Raw genomic sequence first — 16,913 nt, forward strand, 5'->3', positions numbered from 1 at the left:
ACTGGGAGTACGGCGAACCGGAGCGGCCGGTTCGATCTCCGTCGTCACGTCCAGTGTGATGTGCATCACGCGACACATTTAGAACCGTTTCCCATCGACATACGTACCCGGATGACTAATGGTAAATAGAGCACTACTGCACATGGCCCACGGCGATAGTCTGCGCTACGGTGTACCAACCTGAGAAATCCTCCACCGCTGGGGAGGTTGCGAACTTCATGGAAGCAGTGGGCAGAGAATGCGGGCTCGGCGGCGACCCTCGGTCGAGCGAGCTTTCCGACGAGCTGATTTCGTTACTGTACAAGGATTTCCGGGAAACCCTGTTCAGCCAGGTGATGTACCTGACCGGCCATGATCAACAATGGACGGAGGACGTCGTCCAGGAAACACTGATTCGCGCCTGGCAGCATTCCGACACGTTGAACCGTGAGCCGGGAATGCTGCGCGGCTGGCTGCTCACGGTCGCCAAGCGGATCGTGATCGACGGCTGGCGAAACCGGCGCGCGCGCCCGCAGGAGGTGGAGCTGGACAGTTCCGAAAACGCCGAAATAGCGGATCAGACCGAGCAGTCACTGTCCGCACTCGTCATTTCCGAAGCGCTACGCTATCTGGACAGCAAATATCAGGCTGTCATCTACGAGACGTATCTGACCGGGCATACGGTCCGGGAGGCTGCGGTGATATTGGGAATCCCGGAGGGAACTGTCAAATCACGGCTGTACGCGGCTATGAGGACATTGCGAAGGTCGTTAGGAGAGCTGGGTTCGCGATGAGGAAGCGAAAGGTGAAACACAGCGATGTGGCGGCGTACGTACTCGGTGTGCTCGACCAGGCCGAGGCTCACGCCTTCGAAACACATTTGAAGGGCTGCGTGCGCTGTGGCCGCCAGGTCGCGGAATTCGCTTCGGTGGAAGACGCGCTGGCGAAGGCCGACCTGCGCTACCTGTCCCCCGTCGCTTCACCGCGGTGCGGGCGGCTGTCGCTGATCGCGACCAACCTCGTCGTGGTCTTCCTGGCGTGCGTCGTCGCGGCCTTGATGTCGTCACAACGGTCGTCCCGCCGGCTTCGGCGGATCTCGTCGGATGCGGGCATCTCGACCCCTGCTCCCCTCGATGACCAGCGATTACTCCCGATACCGCTCACGTTCGAGTAGTCTGCCGCAACCCGACACGAAGGTCTCTACGGTGCATACCGAAGTAAATCCCGAGAGCCCCTTCGGCGGGCCTTCGGTACCGAAGCGCCGCGCCGCCGGGCTACTGGGCCGCGACAACGAACTCGACACGATCACCGGGCTGTTCCAGGCAGCCCTGACCGGCCGGGCCGTCAGCGCGGTGGTGGTCGGCGAGTTCGGCATGGGCAAGTCGTCGGTGCTCACCGCGGCCGGTGAGCTCGCGGAAGCGGCCGGGTTCACCGTCGCGATCGCCACGGCGTCCCGGCTGGAGACGCATCTGAGCGGCGGTGTCGGCCGCCAGCTGATCGAGGGGCTCACCCATGCGCCCGCCGTCCCCGGATCACCGCGACCGCGCAGGCCGCATGTGACCGAAATCCTGCCGGACCATCCTCCCCGGACCGAACACGAACAGACGGAGGCACTCGACGCCTTCTTCCACGCCGTCCGGCGCGCCGCCGAACAGGGGCCGGTCTTCCTCGGCATCGACAACATCCACCTCGCCGACCCGTGGTCGATGCGCTGTCTCGCCTACATCCGCCATCGTGTCGAGCACCTGCCGGTGCTGGTCGTGCTGACCTCGCTGATCGGCCATCTGCAGACCGGCGAGGTCGCGCTGCTGGAGATGTCCGGCTGCACTCCGGCGACGATCCTGTTGCGCGGGCTCGGCACCCGGCACGTCGCCGAGTTCCTTCGTGTCCCTCCCGGAAGGTTCGCCGAGGAATGCCGCGAGGTCACCGGCGGCAACCCGTTCCTGCTCGGCGCGCTGGGACGCCGCCTGGTCCCGGGGATGGACCCGAACACCGCGGGGTCGGCGATGATCGGCGAGGTGCTGCGGGTCCGCATGCACGAGTACACCGCCGCGCCGAAGATGCTCGAAGCCGTCGCGATCCTCGGCGAGGACGCGAACTTCGACCTGCTGGCCCGGCTCGCCGGGGTCGACGAGACCACCGCGCTGGAAGCCATCGACACGATGGTGCGCGTGCACCTGCTGACCAACAGCCATCGGCCGTCGCTGACCTACCGGTTCGTCCGCAACTCGGTGCTCGCCGACATGCCGCTCACCACCAGGGCGGTCACCCAGGCCAGAGCGGCACGGCTCCTGCACGACGCGGGCGCCGCGCCGGAGCGGGTCGGCGCGCATCTCCTGGAGGCGACCGCGATCAGGATCCCCTGGGCGGTCGACGTCCTGCGGCTGGCCGCGCGGCATTCCGTGGTCGAGGGCGACCCGGAGCTCTCCGTCCGGTTCCTGTCGCGAGCACTCGAAGAACGGCTCAGCGAACGCAAGCGGATGGCGATCCTGCTTCAGCTCGCGCACGCGGAATTCCACTGTGACCCGGATTCGGCGCCGGCCAGGGTGCGTGAGGCCATCGACCACATCGACGACCGCGAAACCGCGGCTTTCGTCGCGACGGCCATGATCCTTTCGCTGTGCTGCGGCCCGGACGCGCGGCTGGCGATCAACTCCGCCGGCCAGTTCGCCGCCCGGCTCGACGCGGGCGGGCCCGACGCCGTCTGGCCGCTGCTGTGCATGACCTATCTCGCCGAGGCGGGCAGCAGGCTCGGGCCGCCACCGGACTTCCGCGACTTCGAGCGGCAGTGGGCACCGCTGAACGATCCCGCCGCACAGCAGAGCCGGTCGGGGTTGCTCGCGCTCGACACGGTGCGAAGCGGGAAGTCCTCGGCGAACGCCGTCCGGCATTTCGGGGAGGCGTTGTCCGGCGAGCAGCCCGAACTGTTCGAACAGCCCTACTTCTTCACGCTCGCGACGGCCGCGCTCGCCGACGAGCCCGCGCTCACCGACAAGCTCTGCCAAGTGCTCGACACGAAACGCCTGCCTTGGGACTTCCATGTGCCGAAGGGGGCCCTGGCCACCCTCGCCCGCGGCATCGCCCTGCAAGCCGGCGGCGATCTGGTGCGGGCGAGCGTCCACTACGAATCGCTGGTGCGGCAGTTCGACGAACGCGGCGTCACCAGCCGGTGCCCGATCGCGGTGCTGTGCGCGGCGAGGCTGATCGAGGTCTCGGTCGACCTCGGCCGCCACGACGTCGCGAACGCGCTGCTGGACAAAATCGATTTCGGCGCCACACAAGCACTTTTCACGCACAATTACCTGCTCTACGCCCGCGGCAGGCTTCGCGCGGCCACCGGTGAACCGGAGCTCGGGTACGAAGACCTGCGTGGTTGCGGCCGCCGTCTCGAGCACCACGGCATGCGCTTCCCCGGCTTCGCTCCTTGGCGGGCGCACGCCGCCCGCACCGCGCTGGCGCTCGGCCGCACCGACGCGGCGGCCCGGCTCGCCGAAGAGGATCTCGAGGCCGCCGAACGCTGGGGAGCGCCGAGGATCCTCGGCGGCGCGCTGACCACGGCAGGCCTCGTCCGCGAGGACGAAGAGGGCGAACGCCTGCTCACCAAGGCCGTCGACGTTCTCGGCGGATCGACCGCGAAACTGGCGCTGGCCGAGGCGCTGACCGAGCTCGGCGTGTTCCAGGCCCGGCACGGGCAGGCCGAGAAGGCGATCGGCACGCTGCGGAGGGCCACGCAGTCGAGCAAGCACTGCGGGGCGCGGCCGCTCGCGAGACGGGCCGCCGAGGCGCTGCGGGACGCGCGCACGAGCCTCACGACGGCGAAGGACAACGAACACGGCCTCACCAAACAGGAGTACCGCGTCGCGCTGATGGCGTCACAAGGTCTCACCAACCGGGAGATCGCCGAAGCACTGCATCTGACCCGCCGCACCGTCGAACTCCATTTGTCCGGCGCCTACCGGAAACTGGGGATCACCGGCCGCACCGAATTGAGTTCCGCGCTCGGCCGGTCCCAGCGCGTGGACGCCGATTGACGGTTTCCGGGGGTGGCGGGTTCACTCCGCGGCATGCCGGGAATCGCATCCGAACCACTCAAATTCGCCTATTGGGTCCCCAATGTGAGCGGTGGTCTGGTCACCAGCGACATCGAACAGCGCACCGATTGGGGATACGAGTACAACCGGGAACTCGCCGTCCTCGCGGAGAACAGCGGGTTCGAGTACGCGCTGAGCCAGGTCCGCTACACGGCCAGCTACGGTGCCGCCTACCAGCACGAATCGACCGGGTTCAGCCTCGCGCTGCTGCTCGCGACGCAGCGGCTGAAGGTGATCGCGGCGGTCCATCCCGGACTATGGCATCCCGGGGTGCTCGCGAAGTTCATCGCCAGCGCGGACGTGATCTCCGGCGGTCGCGCGGCCGTCAACGTGGTCAGCGGGTGGTTCAAGGACGAATTCACGAATCTCGGCGAACCGTGGCTGGAACACGACGAACGGTATCGCCGTTCGGAAGAGTTCATTCGGGTGGTGAAGGAACTCTGGACCAGCGACCACGCCGAATTCGCCGGCGATTTCTACCGGATCCACGATTTCGACATCAAACCCAAACCGGCCGGGCGGCCGCATCCGGAAATCTTCCAGGGCGGCAACTCCACCGCGGCGCGGAAGCTCGCGGGCCGGGTCTCGGACTGGTACTTCAGCAACGGCAAGGACTTCGACGGGTTCAGCGAGCAGGTCGCGGAGGTCCGCGGCTACGCGGCCGAGAACGACCACGCCGTCCGCTTCGGGCTCAACGGTTTCGTGATCGCGCGAGAGACCGAGAGCGAGGCGAAGGCCGTGCTGCGCGAGATCGTCGAGAAGGCGAACACCGAGGCCGTCGAGGGCTTCCGCAACGCCGTCAAGCAGGCGGGAAGCTCCACTTCGGACAAGAAGGGGATGTGGGCCGACTCGGAGTTCAAGGATCTGGTGCAGTACAACGACGGTTTTCGCACCGGGTTGATCGGCACGCCGGAGCAGATCGCGGACCGGGCCATCGAGTACAAGAAGCGCGGGGCGAACCTGCTGCTGCTCGGCTTCCTGCACTACCTGGAGGACGTCGAGTACTTCGGGAAGCACGTGCTCCCGGTGATCCGGGAGAAGGAGGCGGACCTCGAACGCGTTTAGTCCTCTGGATGCGGTCGTTGCGCGGCGCGGACATGGCCCGGCAGCGCACCGAGGTCTTTCTCAAGCTGCTCGACGGCGNCGCTCTTCCGATCTGCAACTACCGCATCCAGAGGACTAAACGCGGGGGTTTTAGGGCAGGTAGACGGTCTGGCCGGGGTGCATGGTCGGGCCACAGTCCTTGAGCGGGCCGCCGAAGCGCGCCTTCTCGACGTCCGGCATGGTCTTCGCGGCGTACTCCTGGACGGCCTTCAGCTTCTCGGGGCTGGAGACGGCGTCCTTGCGCACGAAGTCCCCGTTCCGCGGCCCGCCGCCCGGGTACACGAAGATCGGCTCGTAGTCGCGGTCGATTCGGGGGTCGACGGTGATGCCGTTGCCCGCCGCCCACGGGCCCCACGAGTGGATGAAGGTCGGCTTGACCTTCTCGAACACGTAGTCGCGCAGGCCGGGCATGTCACCGTTCTTGACGAAGTCCGCGACGTCCGCCTCGACCAGCCCGGCCATGTCGACCAGGTGCAGACGGCTGGTCATCGACGAGCCGCCGAGGTCGGGCAGCAGCAGCGACGCCTGCTGGAGGCCGAGGATGTCGGCCATGGTGTTGAAGCCGCGGCCGAAGCGGTCGGCGATGAGGCACGCGGGCACCGTCGGGACCTCTTGGAACTTCTTCGACGCCGACGCGAAGCCCATCCCCGACGGGATCGCGGCCGCGACCAGCACGAGCACCACGACGGTCCGCAGCACCGCCCGCGAGCGGCGCAGCAGTTCACCGGCGGCCAGCGTTCCCGCCAGCACGGCGAGAATCCAGATCGGGGTCGCGAACCGGTGCTGGCCCATCCAGTCGGGGACCATCACGCCGTACGCGACGATGCCCAGCGCCAGCGGCACCAGCAGCGCGATCAGCGCACGCCGCCATTCCGCCCGGACCAGCGCGTAACCGATGGTCAGCGCCAGCAGGATCGTCCCGGCGACACCGGCGTAGCCGACCAGCTCGAACGGCTGCTTCAGCGCCGAAAGCCCGGGCAGGCCCTGCCCCTTCGCGATGGACGGGTTCGCCAGCAGCCTGCCGAACTCCGCGATCCGCCAGGCGAGGTAGGCCCCGAACGGGATCGCGAACGCGACGACCGACACCACGACCAGCTTGATGCTCTGGCCCAGGAGCGGCTTCCGCAGCTGGAACAGGACGACGAGCGGGTACGCACCGCCGTAGATCAGGCCTTCGGGGCGGGTCAGCGCGGCGAACGCGACCAGCACCCCGGACCAGACGGCGACCTTCGCGGTGAGCACGGTGTCCTTGCGCACGGCCACGAACAGCAGGACGGCGAGCCAGGCGACGGCCATCCCGAACAGGGAGTTCTCCAGACCGGAGATCGTCCAGATGACGAACGACGGGATCGCGGCCAGCGTCAGACCGACGACCAGCGTCGCCAGCCACGCGAAGCGCGCGAAGATCTGCTTCGCCGCGACGTGGCACGCGGCCAGAGTCCCGGCGGTGAACAGGAGCCCCAGCAGCTTCGGGAACAGGACGTAGTCCGGAACGCCGAACAGCATGCCGCTGTCGAAGACGCCGACGAGCTTGCCGAGGGCCAGCGCCACCAGCCACGTCGAGTTCGACCAGCCCTCGACCGACGGCTGCCCTTGCTGCAGCACCGGGCCGAGCCCGTCGGCGAAGCTGCGCGCGTAGGAGAAGGTGATGGCCGCGTCGTCGACGATCCAGTGGCCGTAGAGGGTGGCGTGCCAGGCCAGCGCCGCCACCCCGGCGAGCACCGCCAGGTACGGGGCGACGCGGGCGGCCAGGCCACGACGGGCCGGCGTCTCCGCCGGGTCGGGCACGTCTTTTTCGGAAGCTTCGCTGAGTGCGCTCGCCGTCATGTCCCCGTCTTTGCCTTTTCGCTCACGTGCCGTCGCCGAAACTGTAGCCAATACCCCATCGGCCGCCTGCGACACGTCATATCCAGGCGTGATCCGCGCCACACCTTCCCGATCAGGAAAGATGCGAGATGTCGTTCACCAACCGCACCGACGCGTTGCCGTCCGGGTAGAACTCGACGATCGAAAGCGACGCCAGGTCCAGATGCAGGCGGAACAGCAGCGACGGCCCGGCGTCCAGGCCCATCCGCAACAGCGCCTTGATCGGCGTGACATGGCTGACCAGCACGAGCGTCCGGCCGCCGTACTTCGCGATCAGTTCGTCGCGGGCCTTGCGGACCCGCCGGTGGACGCCGTCGAAGCTTTCGCCGCCCGGCGCCGCGATCGAGGTGTCGGAAAGCCAGCTGGTCTGGAATTCGGGGTCGCGGTCCATGGCCTCTTTGAAGGTGAGGCCTTCCCATTCGCCGAAATCGGTCTCGATCAGCCCCGGATGGGTCTCGGCCCGGCCGCCGAGCGCGTCCGCGATCGCCTGCGCGGTCTGCTGGGTGCGGATCAGCGGCGAGGCGATGATCGGCGCTGCCTCGCCGTCGACGACCAGGCCTTCCATCGCGCCGAGGCGTTTCGCGGCGGCGGCCGCCTGCTGCTTGCCGTGCTCGGTGAGCGGCACGTCGCCGCGGCCGGAGTACCGCTTCTCGACCGACATCGCCGTCTGGCCGTGCCGCACGAGGAGCAGCTTGGTCGGCGTCCCGGTCGCGCCGGTCCAGCCGACCGGACTGACCCTGTCCTGTTTCACGGTCTTCTTCGGCGCTTCCGGCTGCTTCCCGGTGTCCATCGCTTCGTTCGCGAGCCCGTCCGCGTAAGAGTTCTCCGCACGCGGGATCCACTCGTACCGCACGCGCGAGAACCGCGCCGCCAGCTCTTTGGCCTCGGCGTTCAGCGGCTGCATCGACGGGTGCTTGACCTTCCAGCGCCCGGACATCTGCTCCACCACGAGCTTCGAGTCCATCCGGACGTCCACTGTGGACGCTCCGAGCTCGGCGGCCGCGGCGAGCCCGGCGATCAGGCCGGAGTACTCGGCGACGTTGTTCGTCGCGATGCCGACGTAGGCCTTGCGCTCGGCGAGCACCTCGCCGGTGGCCGCGTCCTTGACGACCGCGCCGTATCCGGCGGGACCGGGGTTGCCCCGCGAACCGCCGTCGGCCTCGACGAGCACGTGGTCGGTCACAGGCCGGACTCCAGCGTGCGCACCAGGATGGCGCCGCAGTTCTCGCACTGGATGACGTTGTCCTCGGGGGCCGCCTTGATCTCGGCGATCTCGCGGCGGTCGATGTCGAGCTGGCAGGCGCCGCAGCGGCGGGCCCGCAGGAGTGCCGCGCCGATGCCCTTGTGCGCACGGACCCGCTCGTAGAGCTTCAGCAGGTCTTCCGGGAAACGCGGCAGGAGCTTGGCGCGGTCTTCGTCGCGGCGTGCCTTCGTGGTGTCGAGATCGGTGAACTGCTCGTCGCGGCGACGTGCGGCTTCGGCGACCTCGCCCTCGGCCTTCGCGACCTCGGCGCTGGTGCGCTGGGCGTCGAGTTCGAGCGCCTCGCGGCGCTCCATCAGTTCGAGCAGGTCGTCCTCGAGGGCGGCCTGGCGCCGGTTGAGGCTGTTCAGCTCGTGTTCGATGTCGGTCATCTGCTTCGCCGCGACGGAACCGGATTCGAGGAGCTTGCGGTCGCGGTCGCCGCGGGCGCGCACCGACTCGATCTCCTTCTCCTGGCGCGCGATCTCGCGGTCGAGGTCGGACGCCGCGGTCTGGACCGAGACCAGCGCGTCACGTCGTTCGCGCACCGTCTTCTCGCCCGCGTCGATCTCGGCGATCTCCGGCAGGGTGCGGCGGCGGTGGGCGGTACGCGAGAGTTCCGCGTCCACCTTCGCGAGTTCGAGCAGCTGGCGCTGGACGGCGGGGTCGGCCTTCACGGTGCTCCTTGGATTGTCAGTGCTCGGTTCGGGTGGCCCGTAGCGTCCACGGGTCGGTGCACCTCGTGGAGACGTGAACGTCGACGTTACCCGCAAACGCGGCACGGACGACGGCCGAGGCTTGCTCACACCACGGCCATTCGCTCGCCCAGTGCGTGACGCCGACCAGGGCGGGGACTTCGGTGATCTCGGCGAGATGCTCGCCGGCGGGATGATGCCGGAGATCGGCGGTGACGTACGCGTCGACACCGGCGGCGGTGGCCCGCTTGAGATAGCTGTCGCCGGAACCGCCCGAGACGGCGACCCGGCGGATCGGGCGGTCGGGATCGCCCGCGCCGTAGACGCCGGGCTCCGTGCGCGGCAAGGCGTTCGCGACGCGTTCGACGAAGACGGAGAACGGTTCGGGCTCGGGCAGCTCGCCGATGCGGCCGATCCCGGTGACGCCGTCCTCGCGCGGATCGAGCGGGCCGAGGACGATCAGGCCGATGGCGTCGGCGAGCGCGTCGGAGACGCCGGGCGACGCGGAATCGGCGTTGGTGTGCGCGCAGTAGAGGGCGACACCGGCACGGATGAGGCGATGCACGAGGCGGCCCTTGGTGCTGTCGGCCGGGACGCCGTGGACGCCGCGCAACAGCAGCGGGTGGTGGGCGACGATCAGCTGCGCGCCGCCGTCGATCGCCTCGTCGACGGTCTCGTCGACCGGGTCGACACAGAACAGGACCTTGTCCACGGACTCGGCCGGGTCACCGCAGACGAGTCCGACGGCGTCCCACGATTCGGCGAGTTCGGGCGGGTACGCCTGCTCCAAGGCGGCGATGACTTCGGCTAACGCGGGCACCCGGGGATTTTCGCATGTAGCGTTTCCGGGCATGCGACTTCGGGTGCTCTGTGCCGCTTCGCTGCTTCTCGTGGTGCTACCCGCGCCGGCATCGGCCTCTCCGGGACTCCGGCAACTGACCGACCTGGCCGCGCGGCGCGTGCAGATCGCCGACAAGGTCGCGGCCGCGAAATTCGGCACGCCGTCACCGATCGACGATCCGGTGCGCGAACAGCAGATCCTCGACTCGGTGGCCGCGAAGGCGCCCGGCCTCGGTCTCGACGCGGCCGGTGTGGTGCGGTTCTTCCGCGACCAGATCGAGGCGAACAAGCTCGTGCAGCGCGGCCTGTACGCGCGGTGGACCGAGCAGCCCGGCACGCGGCCGCCCGGACGGCCCGATCTAGGGACCGAGGTGCGGCCGGTGATCGACCGGCTGAACACGGGCCTGCTCTCCGAACTCGCGGAGACGCGGGACGCACGGGTGCGGCGGTCGTGCGACGCGCGGCTCGCGGTCGCGGTGCGGCTGACCGACACGCGGCGCGGGTTGGACCGGCTGCACTCGGTCGCGCTCGGGGAGTCCGTGCGGTCTGCCTGCTCGCGGCGCTGACCTGCGGAAAGAGAGCAAGGGACCTTTGCTACCGCCCCACCTCAGTCCAGCGCCTTCGCGTCCTTGCTGATCGCCCAGCGGCCGGCCGCGCGCACCACGCGGCCCGTCCACAGCATCGCCCGGTAGGCCTTCGTCGCCTGATCGGGCGCGTCGGGCCGGACGAACTCGTACGGCGCGACGGAAGCGCTCGACCGGAGGTGCAACGGCATCCTGGTCATCGCCTCTTTCGGCGATCTCGCCTGGACGAAGTGGTGCTCCGACAGGATCCGCCCGACCTCGTAGGGGTGCGGAAGCTTGACGGTGATGCGATACCAGCGGAGCCCGGTTGCCGGGGACTCGACGCTGGGTGTTGGTGCGCTCATACGCGACCTTCCTGCGTGTTTCTCTCCAGGAGGTCTACTCCCGCTTCGTCCCGGCTTTCCAGCTTCGCGCGCCCGGTAGCCGTTCGGAGCCGGTGAGCGGTCGATCTCCGGCGGCCATCACACTGATCAGGTGCTGCACATCGTCTTCGTCTGCTCCGGCAACATCTGCCGCTCCCCGATGGCCGAACTCGTCTTCCGCGCGAAGGCCGAGGAAGCTGGGCTCGATCACCTCGTCCAGGTCTCCAGCGCCGGAACCGGCGGCTGGCACGCGGGCGAGGCCGCCGACAAGCGGGCCCGCGCCAAGCTGGCCGAACACGGTTACCCGACCGGTCACGTCGCGGCCGAGGTCGACCGCGGGCATCTGGCCGCCGACCTGCTGCTCGCGGCGGACGAAGGCCACCTGTCGTTCCTCCGGCGCAAGGTTTCGGACCCGTCGAAGGTCCGGTTACTGCGTTCGTTCGATCCGTCCGCACCCGAAGGCGCCGAGGTCCCGGACCCGTACTACGGCGAGGACGACGGTTTCGAGGACGTCCTCGGCATGATCGAGCGGGCCGTTCCCGGCCTGCTCGACTGGGTGCGCGCACACGCCTGAGGCCGACCGCTTACCGTGGTGGGGTGCGGTTGAAGTTCCTGCTGAAGCCCGGATGGCTGGCGTTGACGTTGGTGGTGTTCACCTTCGCCATCACTTGCTTCACCCTGCTGGCGCCATGGCAGTTCTCCCGCAACACCGAGCGCGAGCACCAGAACGCAGCGCTGCGTGAGTCGTTCTCCGGGCAGCCGCGGTCGCTGGAGCAGCTGCTTCCCCACGGCGCCGCCCCTGATCAGCGCACCGAATGGCACCTGGTCGCGATGAAGGGAACGTACCTGCCCGAGGGCGAGGTCGTGGCCCGTCTGCGCTCCGTACAGGGCGAAGCGGCGTTCGAGGTCCTGACGCCGTTCCGGACCGTCGAGGGCACGGTCGTGCTGGTGGACCGCGGATACGTCCGGCTCGACGACAAGTCGCGCGCGCTCCCCTTCGCCCCGCCTCCCACAGGAACGGTCGACATCGTCACGCGGGCCCGTCACGACGAGAAGGACGGGAAGAACCGCGACGCCTTCGCCGACGAGTCCACCGGCGGGAAGCTGCAGAGCTACGTCGTCGATTCGCAGGTCGTCGCGCGGGCCGCGAAGCTGGACATCCGTCCGGGTTACTTCCAGCTCGACGTGAACCAGCCCGGTGTGCTGGGCGCGCTGCCGCTGCCGCAGACCGACGCCGGACCGTTCTTCTCCTACGCCCTGCAGTGGATCGCGTTCGGAGCGATGGCGTTGATGGGCTGGCTGTACTTCACCGTCCGCGAGCTGAAGCCGGGCGGCGCGCTGGCCACGGAACGGCCGCAGCGGCGCAAGAGTGTCGCGGAGATGCTGGCCGAGGACGAACGCTCCGAAGTGGCCACCTGATCTGATGCAAAAATGGCCCTTTTATAGGTCCACTGCGCGTGATCTCCTTCGATCATGCTGATTCACCCGTGGGACGCCGCCCACGATGACGCCGAATGGCAGGCCTGGCTCTCCGCGCACGACTTCGGCCAGCTGATCGCCGGGGGCGCGGGCCGTGACCTGCCGATCGTCAACCCGGTGCACTTCGTCTACGACGGCGACCGAACGGTCCTGCTGCACCTCGCGCGCCCCAACCCGGTCTGGCCGTTGCTGGAGGAACACCCGCGCGCGCTGCTGTCGGTGATCGACGATCACACCTACATCCGCTCCGAATGGAACACCCCGGCCGACCCGCCGCACGGGGTGCCGACGTCGTATTACGCGTCCGTCCAGCTCGAATGCGACGTCCGGCTGATCGACGACGCCGCGGAGAAGGCCGCGCTTCTGGACCGGCAGCTCGCGCACTTCGAGCCCGGTTCGGACCGGGTGGGGGTGAGCGCCACCGAGGCGCCGGACAAGCGGGTTCTTCCCGGCATCCGGGGCGTCGAACTGACTGTCACCGGGGTGCGGGCGAAGTTCAAGTTCGGCGGGAACAAGCAGCCCGCCGACCGGTCACGGATCGACGCGGAACTCGCGCGTCGCGACGGGCCGATGGACGCACGGGCGCGGGCGCAGCTGGCGCGGCGGGAGCGGTAGCAAAGGTCCCTCGCTCCCCTCGGGCGATCACCGTGGGACTTCTGGTCACCCAACGCACCAAAATCCCCACGGTCACTACGCGGAGTAGGTGGTGTGTGGAAATAGGGACACTCAACGTCTCTATTTCCACACACCTCCACGCGGCAGCAAAGGTCCCCCGCTCTCTTTCCGCAGGTCAGAGCGCCAGTCGGCAGCAAAGGTCCCTTGCTCCCCCGCGGCGCGACGAAGCCAGGCCGGATCACGGTGACTGTGTGGATTTTGGGACGTCAGATGTCCCAAAATCCACACGGTCACCCGCGGCAGCAAAGGTCCCTCGCTCTCTTTCCGCAGGTCAGAGCACCAGGCGGTAGCAAAGGTCCCTTGCTCCCCCGCGGCGCCGGAACCGCGGGTCAGCGCCGCCGTCGCCGAAGCCCGACGAGACCCGCCAGCACCACCGAACTGATCGCGCCCAGCCAGCCGACCACCCGCGAGAGTTCCACGGCCCGCGTCACGTGCCCGGCGTCCGGGTTCCGGCCGATGCCGAGCACCGGCAGTTCCTCGACCCCGTGCGGATACACCGTCCGCCCGCCGACCCGGATCTCCAGCGCCCCGGCGAACGCGGCCTCGACGCGGCCGGCGTTCGGGCTCGGGTGCGCGGTGGTGTCCCGCCGCCACGCCCGCCACGCGCCGCCCGCCGAGCCGCCGACGACCGGGGCCGCGAGGACGGTCAGCCCGGCGGCGACCCGGGTGGGCACGAGATGGACGACCTCGTCCAGCCGGGCGACGAGCCACCGGTACCGCTCGGGACGCCCGCGCCCGATGCCGCGCAGCAGGCTGATCACGCGCGAGCCGAGCAGGCCGGGGACACCGGCCAGCGCTCCCCACACCAGCGGCGCGATGACGACGTCGGCGGTGTTCTCGGCGAGCGTCTCCACCGATGCGCGCGAGAGGCCGATGACACCGAGGCCGTCGGCGACCCGGGGGTCCAGTGTGGACAGTGTGCCGCGCGCGGTTTCGAGTTCGCCTTCTTCGAGGTCCCGGGCCAGCGACGTGCCGTGCGCGGCCAGGCCGGCGGCGCCGAGAACGGCCCAGGTGGTCACCGCGGTCGTGGTCGCCTGCAGGACGGGACTGCGCCGTCCGGCGCGTTCGGCGAGCACGCCCGCCAGCACGGCGGAACCCGCCAGGCCACCGATCCACAGGATTCCGGCCACCGGATGCTTCGACCGCACCTTCGTGTCCACCGCCGAAGCCGCCCTGGCGAACGCCGTCACCGGACGCCGTGACCGAGGGTCCCCGATCACCCCGTCCGCGGCCACCCCCAACACCAAGCCGATCGCGCGCGCCGCGCTCACCATCGCCCCCTGCATGCAGTATCCCTCGAAGACCTGCAGAGATTACTCGAAGATCATCCGTCCAGAAGGACGGCCATCTCGTCACGCGCCTGGATGACGATGTCCCGCATCGCGCGTTCGGCCCGGTCGGCGTCACCGGCGTCGACCGCCGCCGCGACCTCGACATGCAGGGCGACGGCCTCGGGTTGCGGCTCCTCCGGCATCAGCCCGTGCCCGGTGCGCCCGGCGAGCACCGCGGCGACGACGGCCGAAAGCTGCGCGAACATCGGATTCCGCGACGCGGACAGCAGCAGATCGTGGAAGGCGACGTCGTGGCCCAGGAAGGTTTCGAGGTCCCGCTGGTGCGCCGTCTCCTCGAGCCTCTTCGCCAAGGCCCGGAGGCGGCCGCCTTCTTCCGGTGTCGCCCGCAGCGCGGCGTACCGGGCGGCGCACGGTTCGACGCCGGAGCGCAGTTCGGTGAGGGTCCTCAGCGCGGTCTTCCGCTCGGATCCGTCGAGCTGCCAGCGGAGCAGTCTCGGGTCGTAATGGTTCCAGTCACGAGGCTCGCGCACGATCACCCCGACCCGGCGCTTGCTGCTGGTCAGGCACATCGTTTCGAGCACACGCACCACCTCGCGCGCCACCGTGCGGGACGCGCCGAACCGCTCCTGGAGCTCCTCCGAGCGCAGGACGGAGCCCGGCGGAAGCTCCCCGTTGGCGATCGCGGAGCCGAGCGCGTCGAGCACTTCGGCATGCCTGTCGTTGCCCACCAGGCGACTGTAACGTTCTGACTCGATTAAGTAGTACTTGATGTTGCTTAAGTAGTACTTTTGAGCTGTACTCGTCCCGGCTACAACGACGTGGGAGGTACGGATGACCGTCATCGTGGTGATGGGCGTTTCCGGCTCGGGCAAGACGACCGTGGGCACGGCACTCGCCGAACGCCTCGGCGTCGACTACGCCGAAGCGGACACGTTCCATCCGAAGGCGAACATCGACAAGATGAGCTCCGGCCACCCGCTGAACGACGAAGACCGGCGACCCTGGCTCGAAGCCATCGCCGCCTGGATCCGGGACCACCAGTCCTCCGGCGGCGTCGTGACGTCCTCCGCGCTCAAATACCGCTACCGCGACATCCTGCGCGGCGGCGGCGACGTCTGGTTCCTGCACCTGCACGGCGACCGAGACCTGCTCGCCGACCGGATGAAGACCCGCTCCGGTCATTTCATGCCGGTGTCCCTTCTGGACTCCCAGCTCGCCGACCTCGAACCGCTGCAGCCCGACGAATTCGGCCTCGTCGCCGACATCGCGAAGAAGCCGGAAGAGATCGTCGACACCGCCCTTTCCGCTTTCGAGGACCGCCGATGACCACCACTCTCGCCGCCGCCTGGACCGGACACGACACCCGCCTCATCGGCGCGACGGTGCTCGCCATCGCCGTGATCGTCGTCCTGATCACCAAGGCGAAGCAGCATCCGTTCCTGGCCCTGATCCTCGGCTCCGGCGTGCTCGGGCTCGTCGGGGGCATGCCGGTGGACAAGCTGATCAAGAGCTTCAGTTCCGGCGTCGGTTCCACCGTCGCCTCGGTCGGCGTGCTGATCGCGCTCGGTGCGATGCTCGGCAAGCTGCTCGCCGACTCCGGCGGCGCGGATCAGATCGTCGACACCATCCTGCGCCGCTCGGGCGACCGCGCGCTGCCGTGGGCGATGGCACTGGTCGCCGCGCTGATCGGGCTGCCGATGTTCTTCGAGATCGGCCTGGTCATGCTGATCCCGGTGATCCTGCTGGTCGCCAAGCGCACCGGGAAACCGCTGCTGATGCTGGGAATCCCCGCACTCGCCGGGCTTTCGGTGCTGCACGGTCTCGTCCCGCCGCACCCCGGACCGCTCGCCGCTGCGGGCGCGCTGAACGCCAACGTCGGCCTCACCCTGGCCTTCGGCCTGCTCGTCGCGATCCCGACGGTGATCATCGCCGGGCCGCTGTTCGGCAAGCTGGCCGCGAAGATGGTCCCGGACGCGGTCGCGCCGGAACGCCTCATCCCGGAATCGTCCTCTTCGGACGGCCGGCGGCCCGGCTTCCTCGCGACGCTGTCCACCGTGCTGCTGCCCGTCGTGCTGATGATGGGCAAGGCGCTCGCGGACATCCTGCTGGAGAAGGAGAACCACGTCCGCCGCGTGCTCGACTTCATCGGCGACCCGCTGGTGGCGCTGCTCGCCGCGGTCCTGCTCGGCATGCTCACCCTGGGCAAGTCCGCGGGCTTCACGCGGGACAAGCTGTCGTCCACGCTGGCGGACTCGCTGCCGCCGATCGCCGGCATCCTGCTCATCGTCGGCGCGGGCGGCGGGTTCAAGCAGACCCTCGTCGACGCCGGTGTCGGCAACGTCATCACCAGTCTCGCCACCGGCGCGAACCTGTCGCCACTGCTGCTCGGCTGGCTGGTCGCGGTCGCGATCCGGCTCGCCACCGGCTCCGCGACGGTCGCGACCGTGTCCGCCGCCGGCATCGTCGCCCCGCTCGCCGCGACCATGGACCCGTCGCACAGCGCGCTGCTGGTGCTCGCGATCGGCGCCGGTTCACTGTTCTTCTCCCATGTGAACGACGCCGGGTTCTGGCTGGTCAAGGAGTACTTCGGGCTTTCGGTCGGGCAGACGCTGAAGAGCTGGTCGATCATGGAGACGGTCATCTCGGTGGTCGCGATCGCGCTGATCCTGCCGCTGGGCGCCCTCCTGTAGCCGAAGTAGCCCCCTG

Annotated in this window: 17 protein-coding genes; 10 read left to right on the forward strand and 7 right to left on the reverse strand. The window is 68.9% G+C overall.

Annotated elements, in window-relative coordinates:
• Positions 1-218 precede the first annotated feature (218 nt).
• The 4 genes from LCL61_RS38935 to sfnG are packed head-to-tail and all read left to right on the forward strand — an operon-like array spanning position 219 to position 5,135.
• A complete protein-coding gene (locus LCL61_RS38935; protein ID WP_340688788.1) occupies positions 219-773 on the forward strand; it encodes a sigma-70 family RNA polymerase sigma factor in 555 nt (184 codons plus the stop codon).
• An 11-nt stretch (positions 774-784) separates the two neighbouring features.
• Positions 785-1,153: a zf-HC2 domain-containing protein gene (locus LCL61_RS38940; RefSeq protein WP_340684359.1), complete on the forward strand. Its 369-nt coding sequence runs from the start codon at positions 785-787 to the stop codon at positions 1,151-1,153.
• A gap of 31 nt (positions 1,154-1,184) precedes the next feature.
• Positions 1,185-4,010: an AAA family ATPase gene (locus LCL61_RS38945; protein ID WP_340684360.1), complete on the forward strand. Its 2,826-nt coding sequence runs from the start codon at positions 1,185-1,187 to the stop codon at positions 4,008-4,010.
• Between the two features lie 33 nt (positions 4,011-4,043).
• On the forward strand, positions 4,044-5,135 hold the full coding sequence (gene sfnG, locus LCL61_RS38950) for a dimethylsulfone monooxygenase SfnG (RefSeq protein WP_340684361.1): 1,092 nt from the start codon (positions 4,044-4,046) through the stop codon (positions 5,133-5,135).
• Between the two features lie 129 nt (positions 5,136-5,264).
• Here the strand turns inward: sfnG and LCL61_RS38955 are convergent, their stop codons facing one another.
• The 4 genes from LCL61_RS38955 to LCL61_RS38970 form a co-directional block, all read right to left on the reverse strand.
• Entirely contained in the window at positions 5,265-7,001 is a 1,737-nt protein-coding gene (locus tag LCL61_RS38955; protein ID WP_340684362.1) for a hypothetical protein, read from the reverse strand.
• 112 nt (positions 7,002-7,113) lie between these two features.
• Complete coding sequence (locus tag LCL61_RS38960; RefSeq protein ID WP_340684363.1) at positions 7,114-8,223, reverse strand: bifunctional RNase H/acid phosphatase; 1,110 nt, start codon at positions 8,221-8,223, stop codon at positions 7,114-7,116.
• The gene (locus LCL61_RS38965; RefSeq protein ID WP_340684364.1) at positions 8,220-8,957 is read right to left on the reverse strand and encodes a zinc ribbon domain-containing protein; all 738 of its coding nucleotides are present in this window, start codon (positions 8,955-8,957) and stop codon (positions 8,220-8,222) included. Before LCL61_RS38965 ends, LCL61_RS38960 begins: the two co-directional genes overlap by 4 nt.
• 16 nt (positions 8,958-8,973) lie before the next feature.
• A complete protein-coding gene (locus LCL61_RS38970; protein ID WP_340684365.1) occupies positions 8,974-9,795 on the reverse strand; it encodes a Nif3-like dinuclear metal center hexameric protein in 822 nt (273 codons plus the stop codon).
• A gap of 31 nt (positions 9,796-9,826) precedes the next feature.
• Here LCL61_RS38970 and LCL61_RS38975 point away from each other — a divergent pair, with 31 nt between their 5' ends.
• On the forward strand, positions 9,827-10,381 hold the full coding sequence (locus tag LCL61_RS38975) for a chorismate mutase (protein WP_340684366.1): 555 nt from the start codon (positions 9,827-9,829) through the stop codon (positions 10,379-10,381).
• Between the two features lie 41 nt (positions 10,382-10,422).
• On the opposite strand, the gene LCL61_RS38980 is transcribed toward LCL61_RS38975, so the two are convergent.
• Entirely contained in the window at positions 10,423-10,743 is a 321-nt protein-coding gene (locus LCL61_RS38980) for a hypothetical protein (protein WP_340684367.1), read from the reverse strand.
• Between the two features lie 130 nt (positions 10,744-10,873).
• On the opposite strand from LCL61_RS38980, the gene LCL61_RS38985 reads away from it, so the two are divergent.
• From LCL61_RS38985 to LCL61_RS38995, 3 genes are read left to right on the forward strand one after another with little or no spacing between them, the layout of a single operon-like run.
• Positions 10,874-11,335 carry a low molecular weight protein-tyrosine-phosphatase gene (locus LCL61_RS38985; protein ID WP_340684368.1) on the forward strand — a complete coding sequence of 154 codons (462 nt, stop codon included), beginning with the start codon at positions 10,874-10,876 and terminating at the stop codon, positions 11,333-11,335.
• A gap of 23 nt (positions 11,336-11,358) precedes the next feature.
• A complete protein-coding gene (locus LCL61_RS38990; protein WP_340684369.1) occupies positions 11,359-12,180 on the forward strand; it encodes an SURF1 family protein in 822 nt (273 codons plus the stop codon).
• Between the two features lie 54 nt (positions 12,181-12,234).
• On the forward strand, positions 12,235-12,855 hold the full coding sequence (locus LCL61_RS38995; protein WP_340684370.1) for an FMN-binding negative transcriptional regulator: 621 nt from the start codon (positions 12,235-12,237) through the stop codon (positions 12,853-12,855).
• 389 nt (positions 12,856-13,244) lie between these two features.
• Here LCL61_RS38995 and LCL61_RS39000 read toward each other — a convergent pair whose 3' ends face one another.
• Together LCL61_RS39000 and LCL61_RS39005 are read right to left on the reverse strand one after the other, a co-directional pair.
• Positions 13,245-14,201, reverse strand: a complete 957-nt coding sequence (locus LCL61_RS39000) for a CobD/CbiB family cobalamin biosynthesis protein (protein WP_340684371.1) — start codon at positions 14,199-14,201, stop codon at positions 13,245-13,247.
• Positions 14,202-14,239: 38 nt separating this feature from the next.
• Positions 14,240-14,935, reverse strand: coding sequence for a FadR/GntR family transcriptional regulator (locus LCL61_RS39005; RefSeq protein WP_340684372.1), 696 nt, complete (start codon positions 14,933-14,935; stop codon positions 14,240-14,242).
• 103 nt (positions 14,936-15,038) lie between these two features.
• Here LCL61_RS39005 and LCL61_RS39010 point away from each other — a divergent pair, with 103 nt between their 5' ends.
• Together LCL61_RS39010 and LCL61_RS39015 are read left to right on the forward strand one after the other, a co-directional pair.
• Positions 15,039-15,533: a gluconokinase gene (locus LCL61_RS39010; RefSeq protein WP_340684373.1), complete on the forward strand. Its 495-nt coding sequence runs from the start codon at positions 15,039-15,041 to the stop codon at positions 15,531-15,533.
• Positions 15,530-16,897, forward strand: coding sequence for a gluconate:H+ symporter (locus LCL61_RS39015; RefSeq protein ID WP_340684374.1), 1,368 nt, complete (start codon positions 15,530-15,532; stop codon positions 16,895-16,897). The genes LCL61_RS39010 and LCL61_RS39015 overlap by 4 nt, the downstream gene beginning before the upstream one ends.
• Positions 16,898-16,913 lie beyond the last annotated feature (16 nt).

It is taken from the genome of Amycolatopsis coloradensis (assembly GCF_037997115.1).
Classification (GTDB): Bacteria; Actinomycetota; Actinomycetes; order Mycobacteriales; family Pseudonocardiaceae; genus Amycolatopsis; species Amycolatopsis coloradensis_A.

Excerpts from the sequence above, each read along its gene's own strand:
- LCL61_RS38995 (WP_340684370.1), top strand. The coding sequence starts at position 12,235 with ATGCTGATTCACCCGTGGGACGCCGCCCACGATGACGCCGAATGGCAG.
- LCL61_RS39010 (WP_340684373.1), top strand. The coding sequence starts at position 15,039 with ATGACCGTCATCGTGGTGATGGGCGTTTCCGGCTCGGGCAAGACGACC.
- LCL61_RS38955 (WP_340684362.1), bottom strand. The coding sequence starts at position 7,001 with ATGACGGCGAGCGCACTCAGCGAAGCTTCCGAAAAAGACGTGCCCGAC.
- LCL61_RS39000 (WP_340684371.1), bottom strand. The coding sequence starts at position 14,201 with ATGCAGGGGGCGATGGTGAGCGCGGCGCGCGCGATCGGCTTGGTGTTG.
- LCL61_RS39015 (WP_340684374.1), top strand. The coding sequence starts at position 15,530 with ATGACCACCACTCTCGCCGCCGCCTGGACCGGACACGACACCCGCCTC.
- sfnG (WP_340684361.1), top strand. The coding sequence starts at position 4,044 with ATGCCGGGAATCGCATCCGAACCACTCAAATTCGCCTATTGGGTCCCC.
- LCL61_RS38975 (WP_340684366.1), top strand. The coding sequence starts at position 9,827 with ATGCGACTTCGGGTGCTCTGTGCCGCTTCGCTGCTTCTCGTGGTGCTA.
- LCL61_RS38935 (WP_340688788.1), top strand. The coding sequence starts at position 219 with ATGGAAGCAGTGGGCAGAGAATGCGGGCTCGGCGGCGACCCTCGGTCG.
- LCL61_RS38980 (WP_340684367.1), bottom strand. The coding sequence starts at position 10,743 with ATGAGCGCACCAACACCCAGCGTCGAGTCCCCGGCAACCGGGCTCCGC.